This is a genomic window from Aeromonas bestiarum, from assembly GCF_000819745.1.
GTDB lineage: Bacteria > Pseudomonadota > Gammaproteobacteria > Enterobacterales > Aeromonadaceae > Aeromonas > Aeromonas bestiarum.
Window position 1 is genome coordinate 1 of record NZ_CDDA01000008.1, and the last position, 13,974, is coordinate 13,974.

A 13,974-nucleotide genomic window follows, 5' to 3' on the forward strand; every position below is an offset into this window, starting at 1 on the left:
AATTGGGACATAGCCTTTTTGTATTGGGTGTTTTTCAGGCCGGGCGGGTTCAACCCTTGATGAGGTCGAGCACCACCTGATGGTGGTCGCTGGTCTTGAACTTGTCGAAGCGGTGGGCGACCTTGCCCTCTTCATCGATGAGGAAGCTCAGCCGGTGAATGCCGTCATACTCCTTGCCCATGAACTTCTTCGGGCCCCAGACGCCAAAGGCATCGGCCACCGCGTGATCTTCATCGGCCAGCAGGCGGAAATTGAGGCTGTCGCGCTCCTCGAACTTCTTCAGGCGCTTGGCCGGATCCGGGCTGATGCCGAGCACCACCACGTTGAGGGCCGCCAACTCGCTATTGACGTCACGCAGACCACAGGCCTGCGTGGTGCAGCCCGGGGTCATCGCCTTGGGGTAGAAATAGATGAGCACCTTCTTGCCGCGCAGATCGGCAAGACGAACCGGGTTGCCGTCCTGATCGGGCAGGGAAAAGTCGGGGGCCTGGGTACCAGCCTGTAGTGGTTGCATGGGGTCTCCGAACGCCGTCAGGCGTGTTTGTTGTTGACGATGAATTCGAACGATTCTGCGCCCAGTTCGCGACAGAATCCGGCGAAGGCCGTTTCCGAGCCGGCAGTCTCTCCCTGCTTGGCCAGATTGAGCTGAAAGCTCGCCTTGAGCAGGTTGAAGGGTTGCTGCTCAAGGGTAATGGTCTGCATGGCCTGGATGTCCCAGCCGTGGTCGCTGAAGAACTGGGTACACTGGCTTACGATGCCGGGCTGGTCACGGATCAGGATCTCGGCATTGGCGCTGATGTCGTACTGCAGCGAGTGGTGGCGCTCGGTGCGTTTCATCATGGTGATGAGATCCCACTCCTGACTGCGCAGGGGCAGGCTTATCTCGAGTTGCATCAGGCTGTTCCAGTCCCCGGACAGCAGCATGATGAAGGTGAATTCATTACCGAAGATACCAAGACGGCTGTCGACAATGTTGCAACCACAGCCACTGACGTGGCGGGTGACCTCATTGACTATGCCAGGCCTGTCCGTGCCTATGGCCGTTACGACCAGGTAGTGAGTCATAAATCTTCTCTCGTCCATTAGCTTGTTGCGAATGTGAGCGCAGTGGGCGTCGCCCTGACCGGGTGGCCGGCCTTGGGCCATTCCCTGCGCTGGTACATGGCAACCTTGTAAGAATGCCGTGGCCGCGAGCCTTGTCTCGAGTCGAGAAGACCCGGGATTGGCGCAGGCCGTCGCGCTCGCGCACCGCTTTTTGTGCAGAATGGTATCACGGCTTGCCCCCTGCCTCCCTTGTTTTTCCAAGGGGGCAGCTTTACCATAACGCCCCTGAAAATCGGGAGAAATATCCATGTTACGCGGTAGTATCGTTGCCCTCGTTACCCCCATGCTGGCTTCAGGCGAAGTCGATTGGACCAGTCTGGCCGCCTTGGTCGATTATCATGTCAGCGCAGGCACCACCGCCATAGTTGCGGTTGGCACCACGGGGGAATCGGTGACCCTGAGCGAGCAGGAGCACATAGCCGTCGTGGAAAAAACCGTGGAACTGGCCGCCGGACGCATTCCCGTCATCGCCGGTTGCGGTTCCAACAATACCGCCCATGCCATCGCCCTGGCCAAACGATTCGCCGAAACGGGCGTGGTGGCGGGTCTCTCGGTTACCCCTTATTACAACAAACCCACCCAAGAAGGCCTCTATCGTCACTATTGTGCGATCGCCGAGGCTAGTGGTCTGCCCCAAATTCTTTATAATGTGCCCGGTCGCACCTGTTGCGATCTCAAACCGGAGACGGTAGCCCGACTGGCCAGGGTGCCCGGCATCATAGGTCTGAAAGAGGCCACCGGGGATCTGAGCCGTACTCCGCTGCTGCGTGAGCTGTGCGGAGCGGAATTCGCGCTTTATAGTGGCGATGATGCCAGTGGATGTGATTTTATGCTGCAAGGTGGCGACGGAGTCATTTCGGTCACCACCAATATTGCAGCGGCCCAGATGGCCGACATGTGTCGTGCAGCGCTGGCCGGTGATGCCGGTCTGGCCCATGACATCAACAATCGATTGATGCCGTTGCATCAGACTCTGTTCTGCGAACCGAGTCCCATCCCGGTGAAGTGGGCTTGTGCCCGACTGGGATTGATGGCGACGGCGACCTTGCGTCTGCCGCTCACCGACCTCACCCCCGAGGGCGAACAAGCGATGACGCGAGCACTGACCACTGCGGAGTTGATGGCGAGTGTTTAAAGCAAATGGAAAGGGAAATGCAGTGCGCCTGGTGCTGAGTGTGGCGACCGTTGCCGTGCTGGCAGCCTGTAGCTCACCCCAAGAGCGCAAGATGGCCAACCGTGGTTTCGAGTACGAGGATGCCCGCCTTGAAGGCCGCGCGTTCCTGGTGCCGGCCGGGTTGAGTACCCCCGCCTTTAACAGCAGCTTCGACATCCCGGCGCTGCCCGAGAGCAGCCGCGAAGGTGCCCTCGGCGCCAAGATTGACGTGCGCCCGCCCGCCCAGCTGCTGACCGTGGTACCGGGCAGCCAGGTGGTGCCCAATGCCAGCGAGCCCACAGTGGCCTTCTATGCCCTGAGCACCTCCCAGAGCGTGGAGCGCGATACCTGGGCCTTCCTGATGAACTTCCTGGCCCAGTACAAGGTGACCACGGAGAAGCTGGATCAGCAGGCCGGCGTGTTGCAGACCGGCTGGTTTGACAACACCAAGGCCCTCGATGGCTGGAGCGAAGAGGATGACGACTTCAACATCCGTCAGCGTTACCAGTTCACCCTGCGCAACGATGTCCAGCGTCACGCGGTCAACATGTCGGTGCGGGTGCTGGATCACGAAGAGACCATAGACGGCGAGACCAGCACTGTGCTGACGCCGGCCGATGCCCAGCGCTACGCCACTCGCGCCCTGAACCAGTTCTCCCTCTATTACGACAAGCAGCTCAAGTCCCGCGAACAGCACAAGGCCAACGATGGCATGGGGCTGGAGCTGGGGCTGGACAACAACGAGCTGAGTGCCTGGATTGCCGACGGTTCCTTTGATCAGGTGTGGCGTCGCCTCAACCAGGTGCTGCCTGGCTATGGTTTCACCATCAAGGATACCCAGCAGTCTCTGGGCTGGATCGACGTCGAATACGACGAGCCGGGCAGCGACTTCTGGAAGGCCAAGGGCAGCGAGCCGTTCAAACTGGAAGAGGACAAGTATCGCTTCCAGCTTGGCGAGATGGCTGGGGGCAAGACCTCCATCACACTGTTCGACAAGGACAAGAAGCCAGTGTCGTCCGGTGTCATCTCCCAGATGTACATCAGCCTGTCCGAGGCATTCGCCAAGGGCCTGGCTGACCAGGCAGCAAAAACAGAATAGAAACAGGGGCCTAGTGCCCCTGTTTTGTTAGGTTAATCCCCCTGTAAATACAGGGTCTGATGCGCTTGATATGTTAACCCCCAGAAACAGGGGCCCTGTGCTCCCGTTTTATTCCTCCCACAAACAGGAAGTGTTATTAGCCATGAGTCTTGCAGATCAAGTATTGGCGGTGAATGACGATTTGCCGATCCGTACCGATAAACCTGTCCATTCCGGCAAAGTGCGCAGCGTCTACTGGTTGACCCCCGCAGACAGTGCCCGGCTCATCAAGGAGAAAGGCTATGATGTGCCAGCCGATGCGCCGCTTGCCCTCATGGTGATCAGCGACCGCATCTCTGCCTTCGACTGCATCTGGCAAGGTGTGGACGGGCTGAACGGTGTACCTGGCAAGGGGGCGGCACTCAACGCCATCTCCAGCCACTGGTTCAAGCTGTTCAAGGAGAAGGGACTGGCCGACAGCCACATCCTGGATATCCCGCACCCCTTCGTCTGGATCGTGCAAAAAGCCCGCCCCGTGATGATCGAGGCGATCGCCCGCCAGTACATCACAGGCTCCATGTGGCGTGCCTACAAGGATGGCGAACGCGAGTTCTGCGGCATCACCTTGCCGGAAGGCCTGAAGAAGGATCAGAAGCTGCCGGAAATCCTCATCACTCCCTCCACCAAGGGTGTGCTGACAGGGCTGGATGGCGTGCCTGAGGCCGATGACGTCAACGTCTCCCGCGCCGATATAGAGCGCCACTACCAGGGCTTCAACTTCAGCAAGCTGGCCGATATCGACCGCTACGAAGTGCTGCTCAAGGAAGGCTTCAACGTCATCAGTGATGCCCTGGCCGAGCTGGATCAGATCTTCGTCGATACCAAGTTCGAGTTTGGCTATGTCCAGGACGCGGCTGGCAACGAGAAGCTCATCTATATGGATGAAGTGGGTACCCCCGACAGCTCCCGCATCTGGGATGGCGCCGCCCTGCGCGACGGCCAGATCGTCGAGAAGTCGAAAGAGGGTTTCCGTCAGTGGCTGCTGAACCACTTCCCGGATCCGGATATCCTGCTCAACAAGCACCGCATGCCGGAACGCTTCGCCCTGGCCCGTGACAACAAGTTGCCGACCGAGGTGATGATGGATATCTCCAACACCTATGTGGGGATCGCCGAGAAGATCATCGGTCAGCCGCTGGTGCGCAGTGCCAATCCCAAGCAGGAGATCATCGAGGTGCTGCGCGAGCAGTACGGTCTGATCGACTAAGGCTCGCCGCTTTTTTTTGTCGCCGGGAAACAAACGTTTGCTGGTGGCGAAAGGAACAGCCGACAAACAGACGGGCCCCAGTGCGGGGCCCGTTTTTATTGGTTTTTCAACTGTTTGGCAAGGCGTCAGCCATTGACCCTGAACACCTGGCCGGTCTGCACGCCGAGCACGGATTTCTGGTAGGCCTGGGCCACCCGGGCGGCCGGCACCGGCACGAAGCCCGGGAAGAAGGCGGCGTATTTGTCCATCGACTCGGTCAGCACGGTCGGGCTCACCACGTTGATGCGCAGCCCCTTGGGCAGTTCGCAGGCTGCCGCCTTGACGAAGTGCTCTATGGCGCCGTTGATGGTGGTCGCACTGGCCCCCCAGTTGATGGGCTCCTCGCTCAGAATGCCGCTGATCAGGGTGATGGAGCCCTTGTCATTCAGGTGGGGGATGGCGGCACGGGTCAGATTGATCTGGCCCATCAGCTTGCTCTCTATCCCCACTTGCCACTGCTCGTCCGTCATCTCGGTCAGGCCGTTGAAGGCCACGCTGCCGCTGGCCACCACCAGTGCATCGAACGTCCCCAGCTTGGCAAACAGTGCCTTGATGGAGGCGGGGTCACGCATGTCGACAGTGGCATCACCACGACTGTGACCGACCCGGATCACCTGGTGGTCTTTGGCAAGCAACTCGCTGACGGCCGAGCCGACGGTGCCGGAGGCACCCACAATCACAATCTTCATCTGTTTCACTCCTGGTTGGGATGTGTTGATTCTAGCGCGATAAAAAGAGAGAAAAAGCGCGTAAAATAAACGCATTGTTTCCATATTGGAGCTAATGATGGATGTCTCCCATCTGACCAGTTTTTACGAGGTGGTGCAGCGGGGCAGTTTTTCCGCCGCCGCCGATGCCCTGGGTGTGAGCAAGGGGATGCTGAGCCGCCATGTCAGCGCCCTGGAAGCCGCCCTCAATGCCCAGCTGTTGCAGCGCACCACCCGCCGCCTCAGCCTGACCGAGGCGGGCAAGACCCTCTACTTGCAGGCGGGGCAGATCTTCGCACTGGCCCGCCAGGCGGAGCAGGACATACAGGCGCTGACCGAGGAGGACAGTGGCCGGCTGCGCTTCACCTGCCCGGTCAGCACGGGGGATCGCATGGTGAGCGAGCTGCTCGGCCGCTTTGCCGAGCTCTGCCCGGGAGTGCAGGTCGAGCTCAACTTTACCAACGCCATGGTCGACATGAGTCAGGGAGAGCACGACATAGCGCTGCGCGCCATGAGCAGCATACCCGACAACCTGGTGGCGCTGCCGCTCGGTCAGCTCAAGGACGTGGTGGTGGTCAGTCCCGCCCTGCTGGCGCGGGAAGGCCTCCCCGCCATGCCCTATGAACTGAGCGGCCGCCCCTGCCTGTTGCAGGGCCACAACCCGGCCTGGGAGCAGTGGCACTTTCGCAAGGGAGAGGAGGAGGCTCACATTCTGGTGCAGGGCAAGGTGCGGGCCAATCACTACAGTACCGTACTGCAACTGGCCCGCGCGGGCATGGGGTACGCCAAGTGTCCGCTGATGCTGGTGGAGCCCTGGCTGGCGAGCGGCGAGCTGGTGGCCGTGCTGGATCAGTGGCAGACAGGTCTGCACCCGCTGCACGTGCTGCATGCCCAGCAGCGGCGGGTTCCGCGCAAGATCCGGCTGTTCAAGCAGGTGCTGGCCCAGTGGTTTGCCGAGCGGCCCCACTACCTGTTGTGAGGGCTCTGCGCCGTTATTTTTCTGTCATCTTCGGCTGTTACCCTGCGCCCATCACAGCGATCAGGAAGATGAGCGAGCATGAAGGGTTATCAGGGTTGGGTTGGATTGACGCTGCTGTGCGCGGCGACGGGCATGAGTACGGCGCAGGCCGAGGTCGAGGTGGCGGTGCCAACGGATTTCCAGATCCTGGCGGTGAGCAGTGGCAAGTTGCAGGATGAGCAGCACGCCACCCTGGCGGACGGAGAGCAGCAACTGCTGGTGCGCTATGAGGGGGTGATCCCGAGCCGCAATAGCAGCGAAAATGATCGGCAGGTGCGATCCGAGCCGCAGGTGCTGCGCTATCAGGCCAGTCAACAGCGCCTGCAACTGGTGGCCAGCGTACCGGCCACTGAAAAGGGAATGCAGCTTTATGCCAGGGCCCCCGTGGTGGCGTTGCAGGCAGATGGCCGGACGCTCTCCATCCAGCAGGATGCGCTGGTGACCAGCGGCATGCTGCTCGGCATGGACTGGCGTGCCCGGCTCGATGAGTACAATCGCGGCGCCGGCAAGGCGGCGCTGACGACAGCCGCCGTGGCCACCACTGCAACCGCAGGCGCCACGGCTCCCGCCTTGGCTACCCGCGAGCTGGAAGGGCAGTTGCAGCAGCTGTTCCTCAAAGCGGATCCCGATCTTCGCAAGCGCTTCATCGGCTGGGCCGTGCCGCGACTTTAAGTTTGCGGCCCGTTGCAGTAACGTGGGGGCTCTCTTCGTGCATTGCGCCCACCTTATCCAACGAGGTCTTCATGTTTGAATTGCACACTCGCCTGCAGGCGGATACCCAGTTGCTCGGGGATCTGCCGCTTTGTCGTGTCCTGCTTGCCAAAGACAGCCAGTATCCCTGGCTCATCCTGGTGCCACGGGTCGCCAACTTGTGGGAGATTCACCATCTGGCACCCGAGCAGCAGCAACAGCTGATGCAGGAGTCCTGCGCCCTGGCCACCCTGATGGAGCAGGCGCTGCGGCCGGACAAGATCAACGTGGCGGCGCTCGGCAATCTGGTGCCGCAACTGCATTTGCATCATGTCGCCCGTTTTACCACGGATCGGGCATGGCCAGGTCCCATCTGGGGAGCGCATCCCTCCTTGCCTCATGACGAGGCCAGCTTGCAGCAGGAGGCCGCCGGCTGGCGCCTCAAGCTCAGTCATCTGGCCGGTTTCATTCCGCTTGCCGCTGATAATTGAGTCAAGTGAGAGGCGGCTCGCTATTTCGAAGCCCAAGCCGCGCTATCTGTTAGAGTTATGGTATAGATAAGCCCATTTTCGATGTTCAGGAAGGTCCCATGATAGTGACAAGAGCCGACAACGATGCCGTATTGACCACAGAGGATGTGCTGCTGAGTCTGTGTCATTCGGTTACGGACGTATTGAGTGCGGCGACCCAGAGTCAGGTGCGTTTCTCCGGCATGGTGCAGCGGATCAGCAAGACCTGCCTCAAGCCGGATATCGGCTGTTTCGTGCTGTTTGATGGCGGCTTCTCCGGCCTGGTGGTGATCAACTTCTCCGCCTCTGCGGCCATGGAGCTCTATGAGAGCTACATGCTCAGCATGGGCCTCTCCAAGGAAGATCTCGCCATCTCCCATACCTCGGACGAGGTGAGCAACGTCATGGGCGAGCTGATGAACCAGATAGTCGGCAGCTTCACCGTCAAGGTAGGCCGGGATCTGCAGACTCACATCACCCAGAACCAGCCAAAGATGCTGGCGCTGAACAAGCAGGTGATGCTGAGCGTCGATACCAACCTCGACAACCCGGAAGCGCGCCGGGTCACCTTCTTCACCGCTCGCAACAACATCTTCTATCTGGAGCTGGCGATGGACAGGACAGAGTTCATCCGCATTCACAACGATGGCATGGATGAGGAGGAGCTGGATCCGGATGCCCTGATCGCCCAGACCAAGCTGGCGGCCGCCAAGCCGGCCCCGGTGGCCGCGCCGGTCGCCAACGAGCATGACGATTTGCTCGACTCGCTCGGTATCTGACGTCAGCCCAACGCTGAAGATGCCAAGGCCACCCATGGGGTGGCCTTGTTGTTTGTTGCCGGGGGCGTGCTTAGAAGTTGTAGAGCAGGCCGGTACTGACGCGGCTGGACTGGCTGTCGTAGAAGCCGATGTCGGAGTTGGCCCTGGAGTAGGCCGCAGTGAAGGTGGCGGCGAGGGCATCGACGCCGAACAGCTTGTGCCAGAAGAAGGTGCCGTTGATGGCAAACTCGTCCGCATCGGCACTTTGGCCGAAGAGGGGGTTTGCCTCGTCATACTTGCGCTTGCCGGCATAGAGGTTGCTGACGATGGACCACTGGGGACCGCGTTGGGCGTAGGTCAGCTTCAGACCCGTGTTCTTGAAGCTCTCGGCGCTGCCGTCGAGGCGGGCTTCCTTGTATACGATGGCGGGCTCCAGCAACTGGTTGCCGCCAAAGTGCCACTGGTAGGAGAGCTCCATGTCGTGCATCTTGCCGTTGCGATCCAGCATATCGGCGTAGTGGGTGCCGTGGCTCTGGTCATACTGCTGGCCGCTGCGCTCCTCATCCATGTCCACTTCCCGGGTGGTCAGGGTGCCGTAGAAGTTGCTGCCCCAGATCTTGTCCCAGGCAAAACGGACTCCTTTTGACTTCACATCGGTCGAGCTGCGATCCACCCCGGTGGCGAAGGGATCGCTCCACAGTTCGACCGGCATGACGTTGAACACCAGCGAGGTGGCGACTATGCCCTTGTCACCCATCTCCTGACGCAGGCCGAGCTGCTGGGTGAAGTCGAAGCGTACCGCATCCTGGATCAGGTTGCCGAGGAAGATCTGGGTACGGGTATCGGCGAAGGTGTAGCGGATGTCGGCGTTGAGCAGCGGCGTCAGGCCGCTCTCGCTGTCGGGGGCGCCGAGGTCATCGATGCGACTGTGGTTGTCATCGCCGGCATAGAAGTTGGACTTGTAGCTGACGGCGTTGACCCCGCCCAGCAGAAAACCGGACCAGCCGGACTGCTTGGGGATCTCGCCCAGATCGGCGTGGGCGGCATTGGCTGCCAGCAGACCAAGACTCAGCAGGGTGAGATTGCGCATCGATGAGACTCCTGAAATATCAGATGGTTGAATTGAACAGCCGGACATTATAGCCAGCCAGTCTTAACTCGGGCTGACCGAATTGACTCCGGCATGCTACCCCAGTGCAAGGAGGAGGTTAATCGATAATTTATCGTGCGACGGCACAAGAGTTCGGCGCGCCGTGCTGGTATTCTGTTCGGCGAATATGGGGGAGAAAACAACAAGATGAAACAAATCAAATCCTGGGCGCAATATTACGTCGACCTGATGACCAAGCTGGGGCTGGTGCGCTTCAGCATGTTCCTGGCCACCGCCATCATAGTGCTGGCCGTCTCCATCCAGATGGGGGTCACCCTGTTTCTGCGCGGCACAGTGGACGTTGTCGATCTGGTGCGCTCTGTCTTCTTCGGCCTGCTGGTCACCCCCTGGGCCGTCTATTTTCTCTCCATCGTAGTGGATCAGCTGGAGGATTCCCGCCAGCGGCTGACCCGCATGGTGCGCAAGCTGCAAGACATGCGCGAGCGGGATCTGGAGCTCAACAGCCAGTTGCAGGAGAACATCAGCCGCCTCAACGCCCAGATCGCCGAGACAAACCGGGCCGAGACCCTGCGCCAGCAGGCGATCGAGGATCTGGAGAACGAGGTGTTCCAGCGCGAGAAGGCCCAGCTGCATCTGGGTGAGCGCACCGCCTTGCTGCGCTCCTTCATCGACTGCTCCCCTGATCTGGTTTACTACCGCAACGAAGACGAGCAGTTCTCCGGCTGCAACCGCGCCATGGAGGAGCTCACCGGCAAGGTGGAGGCCGAACTCATCGGGCTGACCCCGTTCGACGTCTACAAGCAGGAGATAGCGAACAAGGTGGTGGAGACCGACAAGCAGGTCTTCGCCAGCAACGAGCCGCTCACCTATGAGCAGTGGCTGGAGTACCCCGACGGTCGCAAGGCCTACTTCGAGCTGCGCAAGGTGCCCTTCTTCGATCGCTTCGGCAAGCGGCTCGGCCTGCTCGGTTTCGGCCGCGACATCACGGAGCGCAAGCAGTATCAGGACAAGCTGGAGAAGGCGAGCCGCGACAAGACCACCTTCATCTCCACCATCAGCCATGAGCTGCGCACCCCGCTCAACGGCATAGTGGGGCTGAGCCGGATGCTGATGGATACACCGCTCGATCCCAAGCAGCATCAGCAGCTCAAGACCATCCACCTGAGTGCTGTGACGCTCGGCAACATCTTCAACGACATCATAGATCTGGACAAACTCGACCGGCGCCGGCTGGAAATAGCGCCGACCCCCATCGACCTGCCCGCCTTCCTCGACGAGCTGGAGACGCTGTCGCGCATCCAGGCGGAGCAGAAGGGGCTCTATCTGCATTTCGACCGGGACGGCGACATGCCGCAATTCGTGATGGCCGATGGCACCCGGCTGCGCCAGGTGTTGTGGAACCTGGTGGGCAATGCGGTCAAGTTTACCGATGAGGGCGGGGTGACGGTACGTTGCCTCTCCCACGCGGCCGATGAGCCGGGCAAGCTGGCCCTGCACTTCGAGGTGGAGGATACCGGCGTCGGCATTCCTCGCGCCCAGCAGGAGAAGATCTTCGCCATGTACTATCAGGTGCAGGGCAAGAAGCACGCCACCGGCACCGGCATAGGGCTGGCGGTCTCCCGTCAGCTGGTACAGGCCATGGGCGGCCAGCTCTACGTGGACAGCGACCCGGGTGAGGGCTCCTGCTTCACCGCCGAGCTGGAGGTGGACTGCGTCGAGCCTCAGGCCGCCGATGCCGAGCCCGAGATGCCCTCCCTGGATATCCTGCTGGTGGAGGACGTTGAGCTGAACGTGACGGTGGCCTGCGCCCTGCTCAACAAGCTCGGTCATCAGGTGCAGGTGGCACGGGACGGTGCCCAGGCGCTGGCCATGGCCAATCCCGATGACTTTGACTTGATCCTGCTGGATATCCAGCTGCCGGACATGACCGGCTTCGACGTGGCGGCCCAGCTGCTTGAGCGCTACGGCGACAGTTTGCCGCCCATGGTGGCGCTCACCGCCAACGCCACCGGCGATCGCCAGTACTATCGGGATCACGGCATGCAGGATGTGATCAACAAGCCGCTCGGCTCCAGGGCTGTGCGGGAGGTGATTGGTCACCTGTTTGCAGATCTCGCCGACGATGAGGCGGATGAGCAGGCCGATGCGGGCAGCCAGGATGAGCTGCTGGACTTGCCCTTCCTCACCGACTACGCCGATACGGTGGGCAAGCCGGTGCTGCTCTCCAGCGTCGATCTGTTCGAGAAGATGATGCCGGACTACATGGCTGTGCTCGACTCCAACATGATCGCCCGCGATCAGGCTGGCGTGGTGGAGGAGGCACACAAGATCAAGGGGGCGGCCGGCTCCATCGGTCTGCGCCGGCTGCAGCAGCTGGCCCAGCTGATCCAGAGCCCGGATCACCCCGCCTGGTGGGAGAACGTGGAGGACTGGATAGAGTCGCTGCGCCGCGAGTGTCCGGGTGATATCGCCAGGTTGAAACGCTGGCTGCTCTCATAGACGCGAGTCGCAGGCAAGGAGCCGCAACATGTATAGCCGTTTGATTACCCCTGGGCGCATCCATCGCTGGGGCGACGAAGATCTGCTGGAGGCGACCGAGCTGGATCGCGCTCGCATAGTGCAGGCCGCGCCGGTGCGCCGACTGCAGCAGAAGACCCAGGTCTTTCCGCTGGATGTGAAGGCCTCGGTACGCAGCCGTCTCACCCATTCGCTGGAGGTGCAGGAGACCGGCCGCCAGATCAGCCGCCGCGTTCTGGCAGCGCTGCCGGCGGGCTCGGTGTGCGAGGGGGCTTTCATCAATCTGGTGGAGATGTCCTGTCTCTTGCACGATGTCGGCAACCCGCCGTTCGGCCACTTTGGCGAGCAGGTGATGAGCCAGTGGCTGGCACAAGAGCTGGATAATCTCTTTGCCAGCGCCCATGACCAGCTCCCCAGCTCGCAGTGGGCCGAGCTGCGCCAGGACTTGCTGGTGTTCGACGGCAACGCCCAGAGCCTGCGGCTGGTGCACAGCCTGCACGAGCTGAATCTGACCCTGGGGCAGCTGGCCGCCCTGTGCAAGTATCCGCAGCAGCCCTTGCACTACAGTCAGCATCATGGCTGGGCCAGCAAGCGTGGCATCTTCTTCAGTGAACAACCCCTCTACCGTTCCCTGAGCCAGAGCCTGGGACTGGCGCCCGGTTGCCGCCACCCGCTGGTCTACATCATGGAGGCGGCCGACGACATCTCCTACTGCATCGCCGATCTCGAAGATGCGGTGGACAGGCGCATTCTCAGCCTGAGCGAGCTGCAACAGGCGCTGCGTCTGGCTGATGAGGGCGCCTACATGGCGGGCTTGCTGGCGGATGCCACCGCCTCTGACAGAGGCTTCTTCCCCCATTTTCGCCAGCAGCTGACCCGGGATCTGATCGCGCTGGCCGCCCACACCTATGTGAGCGAGCACGACATCATACTGAGTGGCGCCTATCCCCAGGCGTTGCTGCACGGTCAGGCGCCGGCGGCGCAGGTGCTCGACACCCTCAAACAGGTGGCTCGCGAGCAGGTGTTCATGCGGCCCGAGGTGGAGGCGCTGGAGCTGGAAGGCTATGCCGCCCTGCGTGGCGTGCTCTCCACCTATGCCTGCCTGCTGGCGCTGCCTGCCAGCCAGTTCGAGCGACTGCTGGCGGGGCAGGGGGGCAGCGAGCTGTTCTTCGCCCGCCGCCTGTTTCACCGCCTGTCGGCCCGCCACCTCAAAGCCTACCGGCTGGCGGTGGCCAACCGGGATCCCCGTTTCGACAAGGGTACCGAACAGGAGTGGTACTACCGGGTGCGGCTGCTGCTCGACTATGTGAGCGGCATGACGGATACCTATGCGCTGGAAGAGTTCCGCCTCTTGTCCGGGATCTGACTCGCGCCAGGCAAATCCTGTGCGCTCCGTCCGGGAGCGGATGTGTGCGGCTGACGGGCGAGAGACTTGTGTCTCGTCTGGATATTGATAGATGGCTCACTCCCCATATGGGGGGTGAGGTTCTTGTATAAAATTCGGTCTTTTTTTAGACTGTGGCAACTTGTTCAACTTTCACTCGGTAAGGAGACGGATATGCAACATTCAATGCTAAACGTTGCGTTCGACCGCTGCATCAGCAGCGCGAAGACTCGTGCTCTTTTTCTGCCGCGTGGAGGAAACAGGTAACACCTGCTTTTTCATCACCCGCGGTTGTCCCGCAGGGTGATGCCCCCTCTCCGGGAGAACCGCACGTTCAACTGGAGAATATCATGTCTATCGAACTGACCCTGCTGCGCACCGTCGAATCCCTGGTTCAGAAGCGGATCACCCGGCTGGAACGCCGCACCAGTTACCTGCACCTCTCGCCCGCCTTGCTGAAAGACATAGGTCTGGAAGGGCAAAATGTGCAGATCGCCCACATCCGTGAGCGGGAATATCAAACCGGCTTCCGGCTTGGGAATCGAATAACCTGATGATGTGGGGCCTGGCCCCCTTCTTGCAGGAAAATGGCAGGCTCAGGCCTGCCATTTTTCGTATCCGGTTGAGTTTGGTTACGAA

Annotated in this window: 14 protein-coding genes; 10 read left to right on the plus strand and 4 right to left on the minus strand. The window is 61.0% G+C overall.

Annotated elements, in window-relative coordinates; translation table 11 throughout:
* Nucleotides 1–49: 49 nt before the first annotated feature.
* Together bcp and BN1118_RS03650 are read right to left on the minus strand one after the other, a co-directional pair.
* Nucleotides 50–514 carry a thioredoxin-dependent thiol peroxidase gene (gene bcp / locus BN1118_RS03645; RefSeq protein ID WP_043554623.1) on the minus strand — a complete coding sequence of 155 codons (465 nt, stop codon included), beginning with the start codon at nt 512–514 and terminating at the stop codon, nt 50–52.
* A 17-nt stretch (nt 515–531) separates the two neighbouring features.
* Nucleotides 532–1,065: a glycine cleavage system transcriptional repressor gene (locus BN1118_RS03650; protein WP_042865677.1), complete on the minus strand. Its 534-nt coding sequence runs from the start codon at nt 1,063–1,065 to the stop codon at nt 532–534.
* Between the two features lie 286 nt (nt 1,066–1,351).
* On the opposite strand from BN1118_RS03650, the gene dapA reads away from it, so the two are divergent.
* From dapA to BN1118_RS03665, 3 genes are all read left to right on the plus strand, one after another.
* Nucleotides 1,352–2,239 (plus strand): 4-hydroxy-tetrahydrodipicolinate synthase, encoded by an 888-nt coding sequence (gene dapA, locus BN1118_RS03655; RefSeq protein WP_042865678.1) that lies wholly within the window; start codon nt 1,352–1,354, stop codon nt 2,237–2,239.
* On the plus strand, nt 2,232–3,356 hold the full coding sequence (gene bamC / locus BN1118_RS03660) for an outer membrane protein assembly factor BamC (RefSeq protein WP_103473022.1): 1,125 nt from the start codon (nt 2,232–2,234) through the stop codon (nt 3,354–3,356). The genes dapA and bamC overlap by 8 nt, the downstream gene beginning before the upstream one ends.
* Nucleotides 3,357–3,498: 142 nt before the next feature.
* Nucleotides 3,499–4,602 (plus strand): phosphoribosylaminoimidazolesuccinocarboxamide synthase, encoded by a 1,104-nt coding sequence (locus tag BN1118_RS03665; protein WP_043554624.1) that lies wholly within the window; start codon nt 3,499–3,501, stop codon nt 4,600–4,602.
* A gap of 125 nt (nt 4,603–4,727) precedes the next feature.
* On the opposite strand, the gene BN1118_RS03670 is transcribed toward BN1118_RS03665, so the two are convergent.
* Nucleotides 4,728–5,330, minus strand: coding sequence for a short chain dehydrogenase (locus tag BN1118_RS03670; protein WP_043554625.1), 603 nt, complete (start codon nt 5,328–5,330; stop codon nt 4,728–4,730).
* Between the two features lie 97 nt (nt 5,331–5,427).
* On the opposite strand from BN1118_RS03670, the gene BN1118_RS03675 reads away from it, so the two are divergent.
* The 4 genes from BN1118_RS03675 (at nt 5,428) to BN1118_RS03690 (ending at nt 8,344) form a co-directional block, all read left to right on the plus strand.
* Nucleotides 5,428–6,327, plus strand: a complete 900-nt coding sequence (locus BN1118_RS03675; protein ID WP_043554626.1) for a LysR family transcriptional regulator — start codon at nt 5,428–5,430, stop codon at nt 6,325–6,327.
* Nucleotides 6,328–6,405: 78 nt separating this feature from the next.
* On the plus strand, nt 6,406–7,038 hold the full coding sequence (locus BN1118_RS03680) for a DUF2057 domain-containing protein (protein WP_043554627.1): 633 nt from the start codon (nt 6,406–6,408) through the stop codon (nt 7,036–7,038).
* A gap of 71 nt (nt 7,039–7,109) precedes the next feature.
* A complete protein-coding gene (locus BN1118_RS03685) occupies nt 7,110–7,547 on the plus strand; it encodes an HIT domain-containing protein (RefSeq protein WP_043554628.1) in 438 nt (145 codons plus the stop codon).
* Between the two features lie 98 nt (nt 7,548–7,645).
* On the plus strand, nt 7,646–8,344 hold the full coding sequence (locus BN1118_RS03690) for a DUF3334 family protein (RefSeq protein WP_042865686.1): 699 nt from the start codon (nt 7,646–7,648) through the stop codon (nt 8,342–8,344).
* A gap of 70 nt (nt 8,345–8,414) precedes the next feature.
* Here the strand turns inward: BN1118_RS03690 and BN1118_RS03695 are convergent, their stop codons facing one another.
* The gene (locus tag BN1118_RS03695; protein ID WP_043141798.1) at nt 8,415–9,413 is read right to left on the minus strand and encodes a DUF2860 family protein; all 999 of its coding nucleotides are present in this window, start codon (nt 9,411–9,413) and stop codon (nt 8,415–8,417) included.
* A gap of 207 nt (nt 9,414–9,620) precedes the next feature.
* On the opposite strand from BN1118_RS03695, the gene arcB reads away from it, so the two are divergent.
* From arcB to BN1118_RS03710, 3 genes are all read left to right on the plus strand, one after another.
* Nucleotides 9,621–11,933, plus strand: a complete 2,313-nt coding sequence (gene arcB / locus BN1118_RS03700) for an aerobic respiration two-component sensor histidine kinase ArcB (protein ID WP_043554868.1) — start codon at nt 9,621–9,623, stop codon at nt 11,931–11,933.
* 28 nt (nt 11,934–11,961) lie between these two features.
* Nucleotides 11,962–13,317: a dGTPase gene (gene dgt / locus BN1118_RS03705; protein WP_043554629.1), complete on the plus strand. Its 1,356-nt coding sequence runs from the start codon at nt 11,962–11,964 to the stop codon at nt 13,315–13,317.
* Nucleotides 13,318–13,685: 368 nt separating this feature from the next.
* Nucleotides 13,686–13,889, plus strand: coding sequence for a hypothetical protein (locus tag BN1118_RS03710; protein WP_043554630.1), 204 nt, complete (start codon nt 13,686–13,688; stop codon nt 13,887–13,889).
* The last annotated feature ends 85 nt before the right edge of the window (nt 13,890–13,974 follow it).

Coding starts and splice junctions, on each gene's coding strand:
- bcp (WP_043554623.1), bottom strand. CDS start 514: ATGCAACCACTACAGGCTGGTACCCAGGCCCCCGACTTTTCCCTGCCC.
- BN1118_RS03650 (WP_042865677.1), bottom strand. CDS start 1,065: ATGACTCACTACCTGGTCGTAACGGCCATAGGCACGGACAGGCCTGGC.
- dapA (WP_042865678.1), top strand. CDS start 1,352: ATGTTACGCGGTAGTATCGTTGCCCTCGTTACCCCCATGCTGGCTTCA.
- BN1118_RS03665 (WP_043554624.1), top strand. CDS start 3,499: ATGAGTCTTGCAGATCAAGTATTGGCGGTGAATGACGATTTGCCGATC.
- BN1118_RS03670 (WP_043554625.1), bottom strand. CDS start 5,330: ATGAAGATTGTGATTGTGGGTGCCTCCGGCACCGTCGGCTCGGCCGTC.
- BN1118_RS03675 (WP_043554626.1), top strand. CDS start 5,428: ATGGATGTCTCCCATCTGACCAGTTTTTACGAGGTGGTGCAGCGGGGC.
- BN1118_RS03680 (WP_043554627.1), top strand. CDS start 6,406: ATGAAGGGTTATCAGGGTTGGGTTGGATTGACGCTGCTGTGCGCGGCG.
- BN1118_RS03685 (WP_043554628.1), top strand. CDS start 7,110: ATGTTTGAATTGCACACTCGCCTGCAGGCGGATACCCAGTTGCTCGGG.
- BN1118_RS03690 (WP_042865686.1), top strand. CDS start 7,646: ATGATAGTGACAAGAGCCGACAACGATGCCGTATTGACCACAGAGGAT.
- BN1118_RS03695 (WP_043141798.1), bottom strand. CDS start 9,413: ATGCGCAATCTCACCCTGCTGAGTCTTGGTCTGCTGGCAGCCAATGCC.
- arcB (WP_043554868.1), top strand. CDS start 9,621: ATGAAACAAATCAAATCCTGGGCGCAATATTACGTCGACCTGATGACC.
- dgt (WP_043554629.1), top strand. CDS start 11,962: ATGTATAGCCGTTTGATTACCCCTGGGCGCATCCATCGCTGGGGCGAC.
- BN1118_RS03710 (WP_043554630.1), top strand. CDS start 13,686: ATGTCTATCGAACTGACCCTGCTGCGCACCGTCGAATCCCTGGTTCAG.